Below are 16857 nucleotides of genomic sequence, written 5' to 3' on the forward strand. Positions count from 1 at the left end.
TTATAAAGCTGTATTTTTTGGGATTTTTTTAACGCTATAAACACTTAAATTTGCGTCGCAAAATAAAAAAGTTCCATGTTAAAAGCATTTTACACCTGCGTATGCATATTATTTTCTTTGACTGTATTTTCTCAAAATGGGGATAAAAATTTTGTAGTAAAATATATTTCCGAAACTATTACCCCTGATGGTGTTTTAGATGAGGAGATATGGCAAATGGCAGATGGAGCAGATAATTTTCAGCAGTATTTTCCATCAGATTCTATTTTGGCAAAACAACCTACTACTATAAAAATGCTGACTAATGGAACGCATTTATTTATTGGGATAAAAATAAAGACCAGTGGTAAGAAATTTGTAATTAATTCTCTCCAACGAGATTTTAGAGCTGGTGGTAATGATAATATAAGTTTACTTTTTGATACTTTTAATGACGGTACCAATGCCTTTTTATTTGGTATTAACCCGTATGGTGTTCGGCGAGAAGCTTTAATTGCAAATGGTGGTGGTGATAACGGTAATTTTATAGTGTCTTGGGATGTGAAATGGAAAGGAGATGCTAAAATTTATGATGATTATTATACTGCCGAAATGGCAATTCCTCTAAGTTCTTTTAAATTTAAGGAGGGGAGTACTCAATGGCGTTTTAATAGTTATAAGTTTGATACGCAGTCAAATGAAACAAGTACATGGGCTAGAATACCTCAAAACCAATCTATTTTTAGCGTGGCATTTATGGGAAATATGATTTTTGAAAAGCCTTTGGGTAAACCAAAAAAACTTATTGCTTTAATTCCATATGTAAATACAATAGCCCAAAAAGACTTTGAAACTGATGAAAGTGCCTCAAATATAAAAGTAGGTGGCGATGCTAAAATAGCCATAGGAAACGGACTTAATTTAGATGTAACTATTAATCCAGATTTTTCTAATGTAGAAGTAGATAATATTTTTACCAATTTAACGCGTTTTGAAATCTCCTTACCAGAACGCAGACAGTTTTTTATAGATAATAGTGATTTATTTTCAAGCTTTGGGGGCAGGAGAGATGCAAACCCTTTCTTTTCTAGAAGGATCGGTATTGCTACAGATAAAGATGGAAATTCGGTTGAGAATAGAATTGTGGCAGGGGCAAGACTTAGTGGTAAATTATCTGAAGATTGGCGGATAGGTGTTTTAAACATACAGACAGAAGATGATATAGAAAATGAAATTGCAGGGAACAATAATACCATGTTAGCCTTGCAAAAAAAGGTTTTTGCTAGGTCTAATATTGGAATCTTTTTTATCAATAGAGAAACTTTTAAAGACTTAGATTTTGTAACACCAGAAGACCGTTACAATAGGGTTTTAGGAATAGATTACAATTTAGCCTCAAAAGATAATAAATGGAGAGGTAAGTACTACGCTCATAAATCTTTTGCAAATAACAGCGGTAATAAAGATTTGTCTTTAGGTGTTAATTTAGGTTTTAATAGTAGAAATTATAACTTTTTTACAGATTGGGTTTATATCGGTGAAGATTTTAGATCCGATTTAGGTTTTATCCGTAGAAGGGATATTTTTAAATTCGTAACTGGTGGAGAACGTATTTTTTGGCCTAAAAAAGGAAAAATAAACAGGCATTCAGTTGAGTTTTTTCCAAGTTTTACCTTAAGCCCCAGTCTTAACCTTAAAAAAACAGATCATAGAATTAATACCTCATGGAATATAGATTTCACCAATCAAACAAGGATATTTGCTAGAGTAACCAATAACTTTACTTTTCTATTAGATGGTTTTGATCCTACTGGGAAAGATGGTGCTGTACCATTGCCTGGGAATGAAGGTTTTAACTACACTAATTTCTTTGTAGGCTACCGTTCGGATAGGAGAAAAAACTTTTCTTATTTTGTGGGCCAAGGTGGGGGCGAATTTTTTAATGGCAAACAATATGGTGCAGAAGCAGATATTACCTTACGCATACAACCTAAAGCAAGAATTCGATTAGCATTTAATTACGATAAAATAAGCTTACCCGATCCACATTCTAGTGCCGAGTTTTGGTTAATTAGCCCTAGTTTTAACTTTACCTTTAGTAAAAGTATATTTTGGTCTACTTTGGTACAATACAGCAATCAAAGAGATAATTTAGGTTTTAATTCTAGATTACAATGGCGTTTTGCTCCCTTGTCAGACCTTTTTATTGTGTATAATGATAATTATGCTGTAAATAATTTTGAACCTAGAAATAGATCTATCAATTTAAAATTAACGTATTGGTTAAATATCTAAAACGTTTTTAGTTAGGCAGAAACGCATTAAATTTGAAAACTTAATTGCTAAACTTTCAAATTGAAATACAAAATACTTTGCTCTGACCTTGATGGTACCTTACTTTCTACTAAAAGTGATGTTTCAGCATTTTCTATTGCCGAAATTTCTAGAATTAAAAATAATACTAGAATAATTTTAGTATCGGCAAGGATGCCAAAATCCATGCATTATATTCAAAAAGATTTGGGTATAGAAAAGCAACCTATCATATGTTATAACGGAGCTTTAGTTTTAGATGGAGAAACCATATTAGACTCTAAAACAATTTCTTTAGCACTAGTTGAACAAATTTATGCGATGGCTGAAAAATACGATGTTAAATTAGGCTTGTATTATCAAAATGAGTGGCATGTAGCAGAAACATCAGAACGGGTAGAAAAAGAAATTAAATACACCAAAACAAACCCAATATATCAGCCTACAAGTAAAACATTGGCAGACTGGAAAGCAAAAGCAATTCCTGGAGTGCATAAAATTATGCTTATGGGCACCAAAGAAACAAGTGATCTCCTATATCCAGAATTAGAAAACATACTATCAAAAGATATTAATATTTACCGTTCTAATGATACGCTCATAGAAATAGCTCCAAAAGAGGTTTCAAAACTCTCTGCAATTCAATTACTATTAAAAAATACAGACACCCTAAACGATGTGATTGCTTTTGGCGATAATTATAATGATCTGGAGATGTTAAAAAATGTAGGTTGTGGTGTTGCAGTAGCCAATGGTAGGGCAGCGGTAAAAGCTATTGCAGATTATGTTACGCTAAAAAATACAGAACATGGTGTAGCGGCATTTATTAAAAAACATCTTTTAGATTAGTTATATTTGAAAAGATAAGCACATAACTATGATAGTAGAAGAAATCACCAAATTATTACCAGAACCACTAATTACCAATGATGCCGTAGTTTTTGGGTTGTTAGCACTTTGCCTAGGGGGTATCTTTTATACCTCTTCTATAAAAACTGGTTTTTGGAAAAAGTTCTATGGCATAGTTCCAGCGGTATTATTGTGTTATTTGCTTCCAGCCATATTAGTTTCTCTAGGAATAGCAGCAGAAGAGTGGCATACTCTTGATGAACTGGGGAATAGCACACATCATAAATCTTCCTTATACTATGTTGCAAGTAGGTATTTACTTCCTGCAGCGCTAGTTTTAATGACTTTGAGTATAGATTTAAAGGCAATTGTTAGCTTAGGCTCTAAAGCCTTAATTATGTTTTTAACAGGCTCTATTGGGATTATTATTGGTGGTCCTATAGCCATGCTAATTGTTTCTATTTTTTCTCCTGAAACACTAGATGGTCATGGATTTGATGAAATTTGGAGAGGCTTAGCAACTATTGCCGGGAGTTGGATAGGTGGTGGTGCAAACCAGACTGCTATGTATGAAATTTTTCAGTATAATCCTGAAAAGTATGGCGGTATGGTATTGGTAGATATTGTTGTTGCAAATATTTGGATGGCTATTTTACTTTTAGGTGTCGGAAAAACTAAAGCGATAGATAAGTGGTTAAAAGCAGATACTTCAGCTATTGAGAAATTAAAAGTAACTGTAACGGCATTTACAGAAAAAATTACCCGTGTACCCACGCTTAAAGATTATATCATGTTGCTTAGTTTTGCTTTTGCAGCAGTAGGAATAGCACACTTTTTTGGAGATTATTTGAGTGCTTATTTAAGTGCCAATATTACAGCTGTTGGCGATCAAAAAAACTTTTTATCTTTTTTAGGAGGTAAATTCTTTTGGATGGTAGTTATTGCTACCATTGTAGGAGTTTGTTTGTCTTTTACAAAAGCGAAAAATTATGAAGGAGCTGGTGCTAGTAAAATAGGAGGTGTTTTTATTTACATCTTAGTAGCTACCATAGGGATGAAAATGGACTTAGGCCGAATTTTAGAAAAGCCTGGACTCATCGCTATTGGTCTTATTTGGATAAGCATACATGCTATACTTTTAATCGTAGTTGCCAAAATTATTAAAGCACCTTTCTTCTTTTTAGCGGTAGGTAGTCAAGCTAACGTAGGTGGGGCAGCTTCTGCACCTGTAGTAGCAGCCGAATTTCACCCATCATTAACTTCTGTAGGAGTTTTACTAGCCGTTTTTGGTTATGTAGTGGGTACAGGGGGCGCATTACTTTGTGCGTATTTAATGGAAGTGGTGTCTAAATTGTAGCCTTGTTTAAAAGTTATGCTAATACTATGACCAAATCTTTATTACAAAACTATTTTTTTATTGATATTTGCCACACTAAAATTTGAATCATGAAAAAAGTACTCTTTTTAATTACACTAGCCCTTTTTATAGTTTCCTGCGGAGGAGATACTGAAAATACAATGACTGTAAACGGAAATATTAAAGGACTAAAAAAAGGAGTTTTATATTTACAACACATCGATAGTACATTGGTTACTTTAGATTCTTTAGAAATTAATGGAAATGGTGCATTTAGCTTTAAAACAGAAATAGAAAGCCCAGAAATGTTCTACTTATATCTAAATAATAATGATCATAATGATATTAATGATAGGATCACTTTTTTTGGAGAACCAGGCATAATTACTATAAATACGCAATGGGATACTTTTGAGAAAAATGCTACTGTAACCGGTTCTACAAGTAATAAAAAATTTGAGGAGTTTAAAAAGGGGATGAACCGATACAATACGAAAAACCTAGAATACATACAAAGTAGTTATGATCCTGAAATCAGTAAGGATAGTCTTGCCTTAGATTCTATTTTACAATTGAACAATAAAAACACCTATAGAAGTTATGCCTATGCATTAAACTTTGCCATAAACAATAAAGATTCTTATGTTGCTCCGTATATTGCCGTATACGAAGTGGCAGATGCAAATATTAAATACTTAGATTCCCTCAATGGTCTGCTAACTCCCGAGATAGCTGCTTCTAAATATGGGAAAGCCTTAAAAAAACTTTTGGAGGAACGCAAGGAAGAGTAACTTTATCTATAAGAATTATATTTTGTGTATAGTTATTTATATACTGATGATATTTTATAGCCCCATTTAAGTTTACAATAAATTAGGCTAAAAAACCGTTTTAGAATCTTAAGCCCAAATTAAAACCCGTTTAAGGTATGAAAAACCTCGTTTTTTTTATTTGTTTTATAGTTATGTTTTTATCCTGCGATAGCGGAGAAGAACCTTCTGATAATGAATTAACTAGTGCTTCTAATGAAAAAGAAATTCTGAATTTAGTTTTAGAAAACAATGCTTTAGAATATGAAACCAATATTTCTGGAATAAATATTACACTAAAAAAGCAATTACCATTCGGGACACAATCGGTAAATATCAAATCAATTTCCCTATCCGATAATGCTGTTGCCAACGTAACTATTGGTGAAACAATAAATGCTTTAAGTACTAATTATCAAATTTTAGTAACGGCTGAAGATAAAAGTGTAAAAACATATAATCTAAGTTTTGAATTTGAAAATGAAACTTTTACAGTTGTTGAATACGCCCCAGCCCCAATATCAAAAAATTATAACACCCCTATTTTAGCACATTATATGCCTTGGTTCCAAACACCAGACGTAACTGGGTATTGGGGAGCACATTGGACTATGGCTAACAGAAATCCTGATACCTTTTTAAGCAATGGACAAAGAGACATTGCCTCTCATTATTACCCACTTGTAGAACCCTATGACAGTACTGATCCTGACTATTTAGAATATGCATTAATTTGTATGAAATTGACTGGCATTGATGGTATCCTAATTGACTTTTATGGAACTTGGAATTATAACGACTATGCGCAACTCTTAGAAGCTTCTAATGCTGTAATAGAAATGTGTACTAAAGTTGGACTAAAATATGGAATAGTGTATGAAGATAGAACTATAGAGAGTATTCTTAACCAAGGGTATACAGGTGATAAATTGGATTTAGCTAAAGCAGACTTGAAATATATGAATGATAATTATTTTAATACTGATAATTATTTTAGGCTAGATAATTTCCCAGTTCTACTGAATTTTGGACCAATTACTTTAAAATCTGATACCGATTGGTTAAATGTTTTTTCTTCTATCGATACAGAAATCAAGTTTTTTCCATTAGCATATCATCCATCAACTTACAATTTAACTTCAGCTACAAATGGTGTATATGCTTGGGCTGGAGAAGTGGAAAATAATAACTTGTATAACTATGCCAGTCAATTTGAGTATACTGGAGGTGGAGCTATGTTTGAGTTTAAAGATTTTTATGTAGAGGGCGGTTGGGGAACATCGCCATTAGATATTATTCCAAATAGAAATGGGGACTTACTTAGAGAAACTTTGAACAGATCAAAGGATGCTTCTACAGATTTTATTCAACTCATTACATGGAATGATTGGGGTGAAGGAACGGCAATAGAACCTTCTGTAGAGTACCAATATCAGTCACTTTCTATTATTCAAGAATTTCTTCAAATAGATCAAAATGTTGGTGATTTAGAATTATCTGTGCTACTATACAAAAAGAGAAAAGAGCATAAAGGAAAAACGCTAGAGTATAAAAAATTAGATCAGGTCTTTTATTATCTTATCTCTTTACAATTGGATAAAGCTAGGGAATTACTAGACGAATTATAATAAAACTCAGTAATACATTCCTAATCAAGATCAGTATTTTTGAAAACCATTATGATCCTACCAAAGATTTAAAGATCATATTATTTTGAAGTAAGATTTTGTTATACAATCCCCACTTCTGTATATCCTTTTAAGGTATATTTTGAAAGTATTGATTTCCTAAATTCATACACAATAAATAAAAATTATAGTTTTATATTTAATATAATTTATTTAGGAGTAATTAAAAATCAAATATTATGGAAATAAGGAATAGTCTGCCAGGTGATTTACCAAAAATATTTGAATTATATAAGATTGCAACAGCTTACATGAAATCTAAAAACCAAGTTTATTGGCCAGAATTCCCGAAAGAATTAATATTAAATGAAATAGCGGAAAATAGACAATGGAAATTAGTGATTGACGAACAAATTGCATGTATATGGGCCACAACATTAAATGATGAACTAATTTGGGGTGATACAAACAATGAACCTTCACTTTATATACATCGCATAGCCACAAACCCTAATTTTAGAGGTCAAAACCTAGTTAAAAATTTGATGAGATGGGCTAATGAATATGGGAAGAAGAAGAACTTGGAATATATTAGAATGGATACTGTTGGATTCAATCAAGGTTTGATCAGTCATTATAAAAAGCTAGGATTCCAATTTTTAGGTACAAAAGAACTAGAAAATACAGATGGACTTCCAGATCATTATAAAGACGGAGAAGTATGTTATTTTCAAAAAGGAATATTATAAATTAGAGTGGATTTGAAAAGTAAATCCTATTATATTACTCCGCAACTTTACCAGAAATATAAACTTGTTCAGCTTTAATACCAGGAATTTTTTCAGGGGCAACGGTCATAATATCATCGCTTAGAATCACAAAATCGGCTAGTTTTCCTATTTCAATACTTCCTTTTTCTTTTTCTTCAAAATTACTGTAGGCAGGCCAGATAGTCATTCCTTTTAAAGTTTCTTCTCTAGATAAAGCATCTTGCGCTTGGAAACCTCCCTCTGGATAATTTTTTAAATCTTTACGGGCTACTGCAGCGTAGAAAGTTAAAAAAGGACTTACTTGTTCTACAGGGAAATCTGTTCCCAAAACAATTTTGCCGCTTTTCTGTAGTAGTTTTTTGTAGGCATAAGCACCTTCTATACGTTCTGTTCCTAATCTGTCTTCTGCCCAATACATATCGCTAGTAGCATGTGTGGGTTGAACAGAGGGAAGAATATTATCTGAAAAATAATCAAAATCTTCACCAGTAATTACTTGTGCATGTTCTACCTTCCAACGCCTGTCTTTTTTACCTTCTAATACTTTTTTATAAGCTCTTAACACCACAATATTAGCAGAATCACCAATGGCATGGGTATTCATTTGATAATCAGACGCGGCAATACGTTCCGTTAAGGTTTCCATTTCTTCTGGAGTAGTTAACATGGCTCCAAAATGGTTTTCTTTATCTGAGTACTCATCTTTAAGCGTAGCTCCTCTAGAGCCTAAAGCACCGTCTCCGTAAACTTTTACAGCGCGTACATTTAGTTTGTCTGTTTTTAAAATTCCTTTGTTTAAATAATAATCTAAATTTTCTGGAGTATTACTAATCATGGCATACACTCTAATATTTAAATCACCTGCTTGTTGTAAACTATCTATCAGTTCTATAGTGCTTCTATCTAAACCTGCGTCATTAACAGTGGTAAGTCCGTTATTAAAACAAATACGCTCCGCTTCATGTAAAGCTTTAATCTGACTTGATTTGTTTGGTTTTGGCATTACAGCATCAACCAAATCCATAGGGCTATCAATAAGAATACCAGTGTTACCATTTCTGTTTTTTACAATTTCGCCACCACTTACTTTAGTATTCCATTTAATACCTGCTAAATCTAATGCTTTCTGATTTACTAAATAGGCATGTCCGTCTACACGTTCTAAAGCCACTGGAATATCCGGATACAAGATGTCTAATTGTTCTTTTGTTGGAAATTCTTTAATTTCCCAATCGTTCTGATCCCAACCTCTTCCTCTAATAAAGTTTTCAGGGTTTTTTTGGTGAAAATCTTGTACCCGTGCTATAACTTCATCAAAACTTGTAGTGCCAACCAAATCTACAACTTGCTGGGTAAGTCCTAAACGATAAAAATGACAGTGTCCATCTATTAAACCAGGTGTTATGGTTCTATTATCTGCATCAATAGTATAGTCAGAAGTATAGGTTTTAAGAATTTCATCAGTTTTTCCAATAGCAATAAATTTCCCTTCTTTTATGGCAAAAGATTCGGCTTTAGAGAAAGTAGAGTCTACGGTATATACATTAGCATTTACAATAATTAAATCAGCTTTTTCTTTTGCGAATTCACAATTTGTTAGGGATATTAAAAGCAGTAGTGAGAGTAATTTTTTCATTTTAGCGGCTGGTTGGTTAAGTTATATTTTAAAGAAAAAAACCTGTGCAAAATACGATATTTTTTAGAATCTGTAAAGCTATTCGTACTCGCTTTTTTATTAATTTTAAAATTTAATTCTTTGTTAGAATTCTTTTTATCTTGTAGCACTAATGCAAAAGTAAATGCCATCTAAACAAGATTATACCTTAATTGGTGCCGGAATAATGAGTGCTACGCTTGCTGTTCTTTTAAAACAGCTACAGCCAGATGCTAAGATTACTATTTATGAACGTTTGGATCAAGTAGGAGCAGAAAGTTCTAATGCATGGAATAATGCAGGAACTGGTCATGCTGCTTTTTGCGAATTAAACTATACCCCACAAGATGAAACGGGTAATATAGATATTTCTAAGGCATTGCGAATTAGTGAATCTTTTGAAATTTCTAAACAATTATGGGCCTATTTAGTGCGTACTAATTTAGTGCAAACTCAAATACCATTTATCAATGATATTGATCATATGAGTTTTGTTTGGGGCGAAAAAAACACTTCTTTTTTAAAAAATAGATATCAAGCATTATCAAAATATAGCATTTTTGAAGATATGTTATATTCAGAAGACTATGCTGAAATGCTAGAATGGATTCCATTGATTATGGATAATAGGGATAAAAAGCAAAAAAATGCAGCTACCCGAATGGCAATTGGCACTGATGTTAATTTTGGGGCTATTACTAGAGGCATGATTAGGTATTTAGAAAGCTGTGATGGTGTAGATATTTTTTTAGGACATCAAGTAGAGGATTTAGAATTGCACAAAGATGGGAAATGGGAAATTGAAATTACAGATCTAAAAAACAATACAGAAAAAACAATTGAAAGTAATTTTGTTTTTATTGGTGCGGGTGGAGGGGCTCTAAAGCTTTTAGAAAAATCTGATATCCAAGAAGGCAAGGGGTATGGAGGTTTTCCTGTGAGTGGTCATTTTTTAAAGTGTACTAATCCTGAAGTTATTCTACAACATGAAGCAAAAGTATATGGAATGGCAGAAGAGGGATCGCCGCCAATGTCAGTACCCCATTTAGACACTAGAATGCTAGATGGAAAACGTTCTTTGTTATTTGGTCCATATGCCGGGTTTTCTACAAAATTTTTAAAAAACGGTTCCTATTTAGATTTACCACTTTCTATTGATGCACATAATATATTTCCAATGATCTCTGCGGGTTTACATAATATCTCATTAACAAAATACCTCATAGAACAAGTATTTCAATCTCCAGAAGAGCAATTTGAAGCACTACAAAAATATTATCCAAATGCAAAATTTGAAGATTGGGAATTGATTACTGCAGGACAACGTGTTCAAATTATCAAAAAAGATAAAGAAGAAGGCGGTGTTTTAAAATTTGGGACCGAAATTGTTTCTAATAAGAGCAAAACGTTAGCAGCATTATTAGGGGCTTCCCCGGGAGCATCTACTGCGGTTTCTATAATGATTAATCTTTTGCAAGAATGTTTTCCTGAGAAAATGAAATCTGATCTTTGGATTCATAAATTACAAGAAATGATCCCTAGTTATGGACAATCTTTAATTACTGATGCTGCCTTATGTAAAAGTACAAGAGCTACTACCACTGCTATTCTTAAATTAGAAAGTTAATTTTAAATACCATACAAGTATCTTAGCGAGGTATTTCTTAATTTTGGTGGCTTAATAATAATTTTATAGCAACCTAATTCAATACGCTATACATAAACTAAAATAATAATGGAGTTACAACTTACAAGGCCTATTTGCTTTTTCGATTTAGAAACAACGGGTATCAATGTTGCCAAAGATCGAATTGTAGAAATAGCTGTCTTAAAAATATTTCCTAACGGAAATAAAGAAAGTAAAACGTGGTTGGTAAATCCAGAGATGCATATTCCCGATGAAGTTGTTGCTGTGCATGGCATAAGCAACGAAAAAGTTGCTAATGAGCCTACTTTTAAAGAATTGTCTAAAGAAATTTATGCCCTTATCAAAGATTGCGATTTAGGAGGTTTCAATTCAGACCGTTTTGATATTCCATTATTGGCTGAAGAAATGTTAAGAGCTGAAGTAGATTTTGATATGAAAAATACGGTATCTGTAGATGTACAAACTATTTTTCATAAAATGGAAAAACGAACTTTAAGTGCTGCCTACAAGTTTTACTGTAATAAAGAATTAACAGATGCACATAGTGCCGCAGCAGATACCAATGCAACCTATGAGGTATTATTATCGCAGTTAGAACGCTATCCAGATTTAGAAAACAATGTAAAAAAACTTGCAGAATTTTCTTCGCATAAAAAAACGGTAGATTTTGCTGGCTTTATTATCGTAGATAAAGATGAAGATGCTGCTTTTTCTTTTGGAAAACATAAAGGGAAAAAAGTATTGGATGTTTTAGAAAAAGAACCTGGATATTTTAGTTGGATCTTAAATTCTGACTTTCCCCTGTATACCAAGAAAATTTTGACTCAAATTAAGCTAAGTAAATTAAATAACAAGCTAAGTTGATGCGGTTCATTTTTTGCGCTCTATTTCTTTTACCTCTAAATCTTGTAAATGCTCAAGATATAAATTTTGAGGGTTATGTATACGACCATATCACAAAAGTTCCAATCCCCTTTGTAAACCTTAGTTTTTTGAACACTTTAAAAGGTACATCAACAGATGAAAAAGGTCATTTTTTTGTAGACATTCCTCAAACTTTCCTAGAAAAAAATGTTCATATTTCATCGTTAGGTTATAAAGATACTATTGTAGCAGCCAAGCTATTGTATGATGCTAAACGTTTTGAAATGCGTGAAGAATCTTTTGCTTTAGAAGAGGTAGTGATTTCTAAAAAGTTAGAAGGTAGTGCAGTTTTAAACCCTATTGCGAGTTATAGTCTCACTAGCGGTTTTTCTTCATCCTCTACGCCATGGATTCTTGCATTGTATTTTCCTAATATAGGAGCGTCTAAAAAATACATTGATAAAGTAACTGTTTTTATGCGGAAAAATTCTGGATTTAAAGGAGTGTCTTCTAAATTTAGATTACGGGTCTATGATGTGGATGAAAAAACAAAGAAACCTAAAAACGATCTCCTTAGAAAAAGTATTGTTTTAGAAGCAAGAGAACCTGAAGATTTTGTGTCTATAGATTTAGCTGCTTTGCATATCGAAATTCCTAAAGGAGGAGTCTATATTGGTTTAGAATGGCTATTTATACCTAGTAATTGGTATAAAACAAAAGAAAGGAATACAATTACAAATCAATTAAAAGTAGAAGATAGATTTGCCCCCACTTTTGGAGGTGTCTACAGTAAAAATCAGAATTTAAAAGCAATGATATATGGTATGGGCAATTGGGAGGTTTTTAAAGTGATGTCTAAAGACAAAACAAAAGCATATATCCCAGCAATTAGCCTAAAAATTGGAGAAAAATGAGTTTTAAAAATTTAGTAATATGAAAATAATTTGCATAGGAAGAAATTATACCGCTCATATAGAGGAGTTAGCTAACGAACGTCCAGAAGATCCTGTGGTTTTTATTAAACCAGATTCTTCTGTATTACCTAAAGAACAAGATTTTTATATCCCTGAATTTTCTAATGATATCCATTATGAAGTAGAGGTATTAGTTAAAATAAAAAAAGTAGGGAAGCATATTGCTACTAAATTTGCGGCTAATTATTATGATGAAGTAGGCTTGGGTATCGATTTTACAGCACGAGATATCCAACAAAAAATGAAAGAAAAAGGGCTTCCTTGGGAAAAAGCGAAAGGTTTTGATGGCGCAGCAGTGATTGGAAATTGGTTGCCAAAGAAAAATTTTGAAAATATTAATGACCTAAATTTTACGCTTTCTAAGAATAATGAAATCGTTCAGAAAGGAAATACAAGCTTGATGCTCTGGAAAGTAGATGAATTAATTGCCTACGTAAGTACATTTTTTACATTAAAAAAAGGCGATATTATATTTACAGGTACTCCAGCAGGAGTTGGCAAAGTAAAAACTAATGACTACCTTTCTGGTAAGTTAGAAGAAATAGAACTCTTTAACGTAAAGATTAAATAGAATGATTTATAGTCTTGATAAAATCAATGAACTTGCTGAAGGAGACCAAGATTTTGTAAGCTCAGTAGTAGCCGTTTTTTTAGATGAGGTACCAGGTGATTTAGAAAAACTAGGAGTAGCAGTAGCCAACAAAGATTACGAAAATGTATATCAATTAGCCCATAAAATAAAACCAAATGTAGATTTATTAGGGATGGAACAAGCTAGAGTTGCTGCCTTAGAAATTGAAACTCTGGGTAAAAATTCAAACGATAGTGGAGAAATAGAAAAACTATTTCCGCTTTTAGAGAAAGATGTTACTCAGGTTATTATGGAGCTTAAAAAGGACTTCAGTATATAAATGTTTGCGGAAATTATTACGATTGGCGATGAGATTCTCATAGGTCAGATAGTAGATACAAATTCTGCATTTATAGCCAAAGAACTTAACCAAATTGGAGTATCTGTCTATCAGATTACTTCTGTGCAAGACGATAAAACACATATTTTAAATGCTTTAAAAGAAGCAGAATCCAGAGTAGATATTGTTATTATTACAGGAGGATTAGGCCCTACAAAAGACGATATTACAAAACACACCCTTTGCGAATATTTTAATGATACCTTAATTTTTAATGAAGCAGTACTAAAGCACGTCAAAGCCTTATTTAAGAAACATCTTAATAAGCCAATTTCTGAGGTGCATAAGGGACAAGCCTTAGTGCCTTCTAAATCCGAAGTATTACCAAATGAAAATGGTACAGCCCCAGGGATGTGGATAAAGGGCAATGATGCTGTATTTGTTTCTTTACCTGGTGTTCCTTTTGAAATGAAGGCTTTGTTTAAAAATTATGTAATTCCAAAAATTTCAAGTTCTTTTAAAAGACCTTTTATTATCCATAGAACAATGGTTACCTATGGAGAAGGAGAGAGTACTATAGCAGCTCGTATAGAAGATTGGGAGAATAACTTACCAGAACAATTAAGTTTAGCGTATTTACCAAGTTTAGGAAGTGTAAGATTAAGGCTAACAGGAAAAGGGATAGCAGAAAAAGCATTAGAAAGTCTTGTTACTAATGAGGTAAAAAAATTATATGCGCTAATCCCTGAGCTTATCTATGGAGAAGAAAATAACGAGACCATAGAAGAGGTTATTGCAAAGCAATTGATTCAGAAAAAATATACCTTAGCAACAGCAGAAAGTTGTACAGGTGGTACTATTGCAAAACAACTTACTGCTTTTCCTGGTGCATCTGCCTATTTTAAAGGCAGTGTGGTGAGTTATGCTACAGAAACTAAAATTAATGTTTTAAATGTTCCAGAAGCTATCATCAAAGAGCACTCTGTGGTGAGTGCTGCAGTAGCAGAAAATATGGCAGTAAATGTTCAAAAACTCTTAAAAACAGATTTTGCAATAGCCACTACAGGAAATGCAGGACCATCTAAAGGAGAATCAGACGAAGAAGTGGGTACAGTTTTTATTGCTATAGCCTCTCCTAAAGGAGTATCTTCAGCACAATTTATGATGGGAAAACAACGAGAGCGTGTTGTGCAAAAGTCTGTAAATAAAGCACTTGAGCTATTGCAAAAAGAAATTGTAAAATTCTAAAAAAGAATTTTGTGCATTCTGTAAAAAAGACATAAATTTGCAGCCTGTTTAAAATAATACAAATCCTAGCGATATGTCAAAAGTTTGTGAAATTACTGGAAAGAGAGCTATGTTTGGGAATAACGTATCGTTTTCCATAAACAAAACGAGAAGAAGATTTGATGTAAATCTATCTAAAAAACGTTTCTATATTCCTGAAGAAGACCGTTGGATCACTTTAAAAGTATCTGCAAGAGCTTTAAAAACTATTAATAAAAAAGGTATTGCTGCGGTTTTGAAAGAAGCTAAAGGAAACGGATTCATTAAGTAATCCTATAAAAATAAAGTTAAGATGGCTAAGAAAGGTAATCGTATCCAAGTAATATTAGAATGTACAGAGCATAAAGAGTCAGGGCAGCCTGGAACTTCAAGGTACATTACAACAAAAAATAAAAAGAACACTCCAGACAGGATAGAAATAAAAAAATTCAATCCTATCTTAAAGAGAATGACAGTTCATAAAGAAATAAAATAAGATAAGCCATGGCAAAGAAAACGGTAGCAAGTTTACAAACTAGTTCAAAAAGATTAACAAAAGCCATTAAAATGGTAAAGTCACCAAAATCAGGAGCATATACATTTGTTGAATCTGTAATGCCTCCAGAAGCTGTTAATGACTGGTTAAAGAAATAATAAAAACATTCAAATTTATTTTGACATAAAGCTACTTTCATACGAAAGTAGCTTTTCTGTTTTACACATAAAGTTTTTAAAAAAAACAATACTTTTTGCTGTATATTTTAGATGTAAGGAGTTTTAAAATCTAATCAGGTAACTCGCTAAGATTACGGCTTCATTTCATATATTTGATAAAAGATTTTAATACGATATGGGTTTATTTAAAAAAATATTTTCTCCACAAAAAAAAGAAACTTTAGATAAAGGCTTAGAGAAAACAAAAAGTAGTTTTTTTGATAAACTAAGCAAGGCTGTAGTAGGTAAATCTAAGGTAGATGATGCTGTTCTTGATAATTTAGAAGAGGTTTTAGTGCGTTCTGATGTGGGTGTAGATACAACGCTTAAGATTATAGAAAGAATTGAAGCCAGGGTTGTTAAAGATAAGTATGTAGGTGTAGATGAATTAAATGATATCCTTAGAGAAGAGATAGCTGGTTTGTTATCAGAAACAAATGTAGGAGAAGCTACAGATTTTAGTATTCCAGCAGATAAAAAACCATATGTAATTATGGTAGTTGGTGTTAACGGTGTTGGTAAAACAACTACAATAGGGAAACTCGCTAATCAGTTTCATAAAAAAGGCTTAAAAGTGGTATTAGGGGCTGGTGATACTTTTAGGGCAGCAGCAATAGACCAATTACAAATTTGGGCTGATAGGGTAGGGATACCAATTGTAAAGCAAAATATGGGCAGTGACCCAGCTTCGGTAGCTTTTGATACGCTGAGCTCTGCCGTAAAACAAGATGCCGATGTGGTGATTATAGATACAGCAGGAAGACTTCATAATAAAATTAATTTAATGAACGAGCTTTCTAAAGTAAGCAGAGTAATGCAAAAAGTAGTTCCAGAAACCCCACATGATGTGCTTTTAGTTTTAGATGGTTCTACAGGACAAAATGCTTTTGAACAGGCAAAACAGTTTACAAAAGCAACTAATGTTACTTGTTTGGCAGTGACTAAACTAGATGGTACTGCAAAAGGAGGGGTTGTTATTGGTATTTCGGATCAGTTTAAAATTCCTGTAAAATACATTGGAGTAGGTGAGGGTATAGATGACTTACAAGTTTTTAATAAATATGAGTTTGTAGACTCTTTCTTTAGTAACAAATCATAAGCTCCTAAGGCGTAATTTTAGT

At 32.7% G+C, this 16857-nt stretch carries 17 protein-coding genes; 16 read left to right on the top strand and 1 reads right to left on the bottom strand.

What is annotated here, in order from left to right:
- Positions 1-75 precede the first annotated feature (75 nt).
- The 6 genes from ACZ451_RS11665 to ACZ451_RS11690 all read left to right on the top strand — a co-directional run bounded on the left by ACZ451_RS11665 (position 76) and on the right by ACZ451_RS11690 (position 7684).
- Positions 76-2274, top strand: a complete 2199-nt coding sequence (locus tag ACZ451_RS11665; protein ID WP_464212596.1) for a DUF5916 domain-containing protein — start codon at positions 76-78, stop codon at positions 2272-2274.
- Between the two features lie 60 nt (positions 2275-2334).
- Positions 2335-3141, top strand: coding sequence for a Cof-type HAD-IIB family hydrolase (locus ACZ451_RS11670; RefSeq protein ID WP_464212598.1), 807 nt, complete (start codon positions 2335-2337; stop codon positions 3139-3141).
- Between the two features lie 28 nt (positions 3142-3169).
- Positions 3170-4498 (top strand): DUF819 family protein, encoded by a 1329-nt coding sequence (locus tag ACZ451_RS11675; protein ID WP_464212600.1) that lies wholly within the window; start codon positions 3170-3172, stop codon positions 4496-4498.
- Between the two features lie 89 nt (positions 4499-4587).
- A complete protein-coding gene (locus ACZ451_RS11680; RefSeq protein ID WP_464212602.1) occupies positions 4588-5289 on the top strand; it encodes a DUF4369 domain-containing protein in 702 nt (233 codons plus the stop codon).
- Positions 5290-5426: 137 nt separating this feature from the next.
- Entirely contained in the window at positions 5427-6935 is a 1509-nt protein-coding gene (locus ACZ451_RS11685) for a glycoside hydrolase family 99 protein (RefSeq protein ID WP_464212604.1), read from the top strand.
- A gap of 239 nt (positions 6936-7174) precedes the next feature.
- Positions 7175-7684: a GNAT family N-acetyltransferase gene (locus ACZ451_RS11690; protein ID WP_464212606.1), complete on the top strand. Its 510-nt coding sequence runs from the start codon at positions 7175-7177 to the stop codon at positions 7682-7684.
- Positions 7685-7718: 34 nt separating this feature from the next.
- On the opposite strand, the gene ACZ451_RS11695 is transcribed toward ACZ451_RS11690, so the two are convergent.
- Positions 7719-9341 (bottom strand): amidohydrolase, encoded by a 1623-nt coding sequence (locus tag ACZ451_RS11695; RefSeq protein ID WP_464212608.1) that lies wholly within the window; start codon positions 9339-9341, stop codon positions 7719-7721.
- Between the two features lie 163 nt (positions 9342-9504).
- Between ACZ451_RS11695 and mqo the strand changes: the two genes are divergently transcribed.
- The 10 genes from mqo (at position 9505) to ftsY (ending at position 16835) form a co-directional block, all read left to right on the top strand.
- Positions 9505-10986 (top strand): malate dehydrogenase (quinone), encoded by a 1482-nt coding sequence (gene mqo, locus ACZ451_RS11700; RefSeq protein ID WP_464212610.1) that lies wholly within the window; start codon positions 9505-9507, stop codon positions 10984-10986.
- Positions 10987-11094: 108 nt separating this feature from the next.
- Positions 11095-11871, top strand: coding sequence for a 3'-5' exonuclease (locus ACZ451_RS11705; RefSeq protein ID WP_464212612.1), 777 nt, complete (start codon positions 11095-11097; stop codon positions 11869-11871).
- Positions 11871-12785 carry a carboxypeptidase-like regulatory domain-containing protein gene (locus tag ACZ451_RS11710; protein WP_464212614.1) on the top strand — a complete coding sequence of 305 codons (915 nt, stop codon included), beginning with the start codon at positions 11871-11873 and terminating at the stop codon, positions 12783-12785. The genes ACZ451_RS11705 and ACZ451_RS11710 overlap by 1 nt, the downstream gene beginning before the upstream one ends.
- 19 nt (positions 12786-12804) lie before the next feature.
- Entirely contained in the window at positions 12805-13416 is a 612-nt protein-coding gene (locus tag ACZ451_RS11715) for a fumarylacetoacetate hydrolase family protein (protein WP_464212616.1), read from the top strand.
- Between the two features lies 1 nt (position 13417).
- Positions 13418-13756: an Hpt domain-containing protein gene (locus ACZ451_RS11720; RefSeq protein WP_464212618.1), complete on the top strand. Its 339-nt coding sequence runs from the start codon at positions 13418-13420 to the stop codon at positions 13754-13756.
- Positions 13757-15004: a competence/damage-inducible protein A gene (locus ACZ451_RS11725; RefSeq protein ID WP_464212620.1), complete on the top strand. Its 1248-nt coding sequence runs from the start codon at positions 13757-13759 to the stop codon at positions 15002-15004. It begins immediately after the preceding gene.
- 73 nt (positions 15005-15077) lie between these two features.
- Entirely contained in the window at positions 15078-15314 is a 237-nt protein-coding gene (rpmB, locus tag ACZ451_RS11730; protein ID WP_464212622.1) for a 50S ribosomal protein L28, read from the top strand.
- 21 nt (positions 15315-15335) lie between these two features.
- Positions 15336-15518 carry a 50S ribosomal protein L33 gene (gene rpmG, locus ACZ451_RS11735; RefSeq protein ID WP_084062296.1) on the top strand — a complete coding sequence of 61 codons (183 nt, stop codon included), beginning with the start codon at positions 15336-15338 and terminating at the stop codon, positions 15516-15518.
- A gap of 8 nt (positions 15519-15526) precedes the next feature.
- Positions 15527-15676, top strand: a complete 150-nt coding sequence (locus tag ACZ451_RS11740; protein ID WP_464212626.1) for a DUF4295 domain-containing protein — start codon at positions 15527-15529, stop codon at positions 15674-15676.
- A gap of 196 nt (positions 15677-15872) precedes the next feature.
- Positions 15873-16835 (top strand): signal recognition particle-docking protein FtsY, encoded by a 963-nt coding sequence (gene ftsY / locus ACZ451_RS11745; RefSeq protein WP_464212628.1) that lies wholly within the window; start codon positions 15873-15875, stop codon positions 16833-16835.
- Positions 16836-16857: the final 22 nt, after the last annotated feature.

It is taken from the genome of Allocellulophaga tsushimaensis, from assembly GCF_055383085.1.

What these genes read in the sequence shown, in the direction of transcription:
- ACZ451_RS11710 (WP_464212614.1), top strand. Translation starts at nt 11,871, where the DNA reads ATGCGGTTCATTTTTTGCGCTCTATTTCTTTTACCTCTAAATCTTGTA.
- ACZ451_RS11715 (WP_464212616.1), top strand. Translation starts at nt 12,805, where the DNA reads ATGAAAATAATTTGCATAGGAAGAAATTATACCGCTCATATAGAGGAG.
- ACZ451_RS11740 (WP_464212626.1), top strand. Translation starts at nt 15,527, where the DNA reads ATGGCAAAGAAAACGGTAGCAAGTTTACAAACTAGTTCAAAAAGATTA.
- ACZ451_RS11720 (WP_464212618.1), top strand. Translation starts at nt 13,418, where the DNA reads ATGATTTATAGTCTTGATAAAATCAATGAACTTGCTGAAGGAGACCAA.
- ACZ451_RS11665 (WP_464212596.1), top strand. Translation starts at nt 76, where the DNA reads ATGTTAAAAGCATTTTACACCTGCGTATGCATATTATTTTCTTTGACT.
- rpmG (WP_084062296.1), top strand. Translation starts at nt 15,336, where the DNA reads ATGGCTAAGAAAGGTAATCGTATCCAAGTAATATTAGAATGTACAGAG.
- ACZ451_RS11695 (WP_464212608.1), bottom strand. Translation starts at nt 9,341, where the DNA reads ATGAAAAAATTACTCTCACTACTGCTTTTAATATCCCTAACAAATTGT.
- ACZ451_RS11690 (WP_464212606.1), top strand. Translation starts at nt 7,175, where the DNA reads ATGGAAATAAGGAATAGTCTGCCAGGTGATTTACCAAAAATATTTGAA.
- ftsY (WP_464212628.1), top strand. Translation starts at nt 15,873, where the DNA reads ATGGGTTTATTTAAAAAAATATTTTCTCCACAAAAAAAAGAAACTTTA.
- ACZ451_RS11725 (WP_464212620.1), top strand. Translation starts at nt 13,757, where the DNA reads ATGTTTGCGGAAATTATTACGATTGGCGATGAGATTCTCATAGGTCAG.
- mqo (WP_464212610.1), top strand. Translation starts at nt 9,505, where the DNA reads ATGCCATCTAAACAAGATTATACCTTAATTGGTGCCGGAATAATGAGT.
- ACZ451_RS11705 (WP_464212612.1), top strand. Translation starts at nt 11,095, where the DNA reads ATGGAGTTACAACTTACAAGGCCTATTTGCTTTTTCGATTTAGAAACA.
- ACZ451_RS11680 (WP_464212602.1), top strand. Translation starts at nt 4,588, where the DNA reads ATGAAAAAAGTACTCTTTTTAATTACACTAGCCCTTTTTATAGTTTCC.
- rpmB (WP_464212622.1), top strand. Translation starts at nt 15,078, where the DNA reads ATGTCAAAAGTTTGTGAAATTACTGGAAAGAGAGCTATGTTTGGGAAT.
- ACZ451_RS11685 (WP_464212604.1), top strand. Translation starts at nt 5,427, where the DNA reads ATGAAAAACCTCGTTTTTTTTATTTGTTTTATAGTTATGTTTTTATCC.
- ACZ451_RS11675 (WP_464212600.1), top strand. Translation starts at nt 3,170, where the DNA reads ATGATAGTAGAAGAAATCACCAAATTATTACCAGAACCACTAATTACC.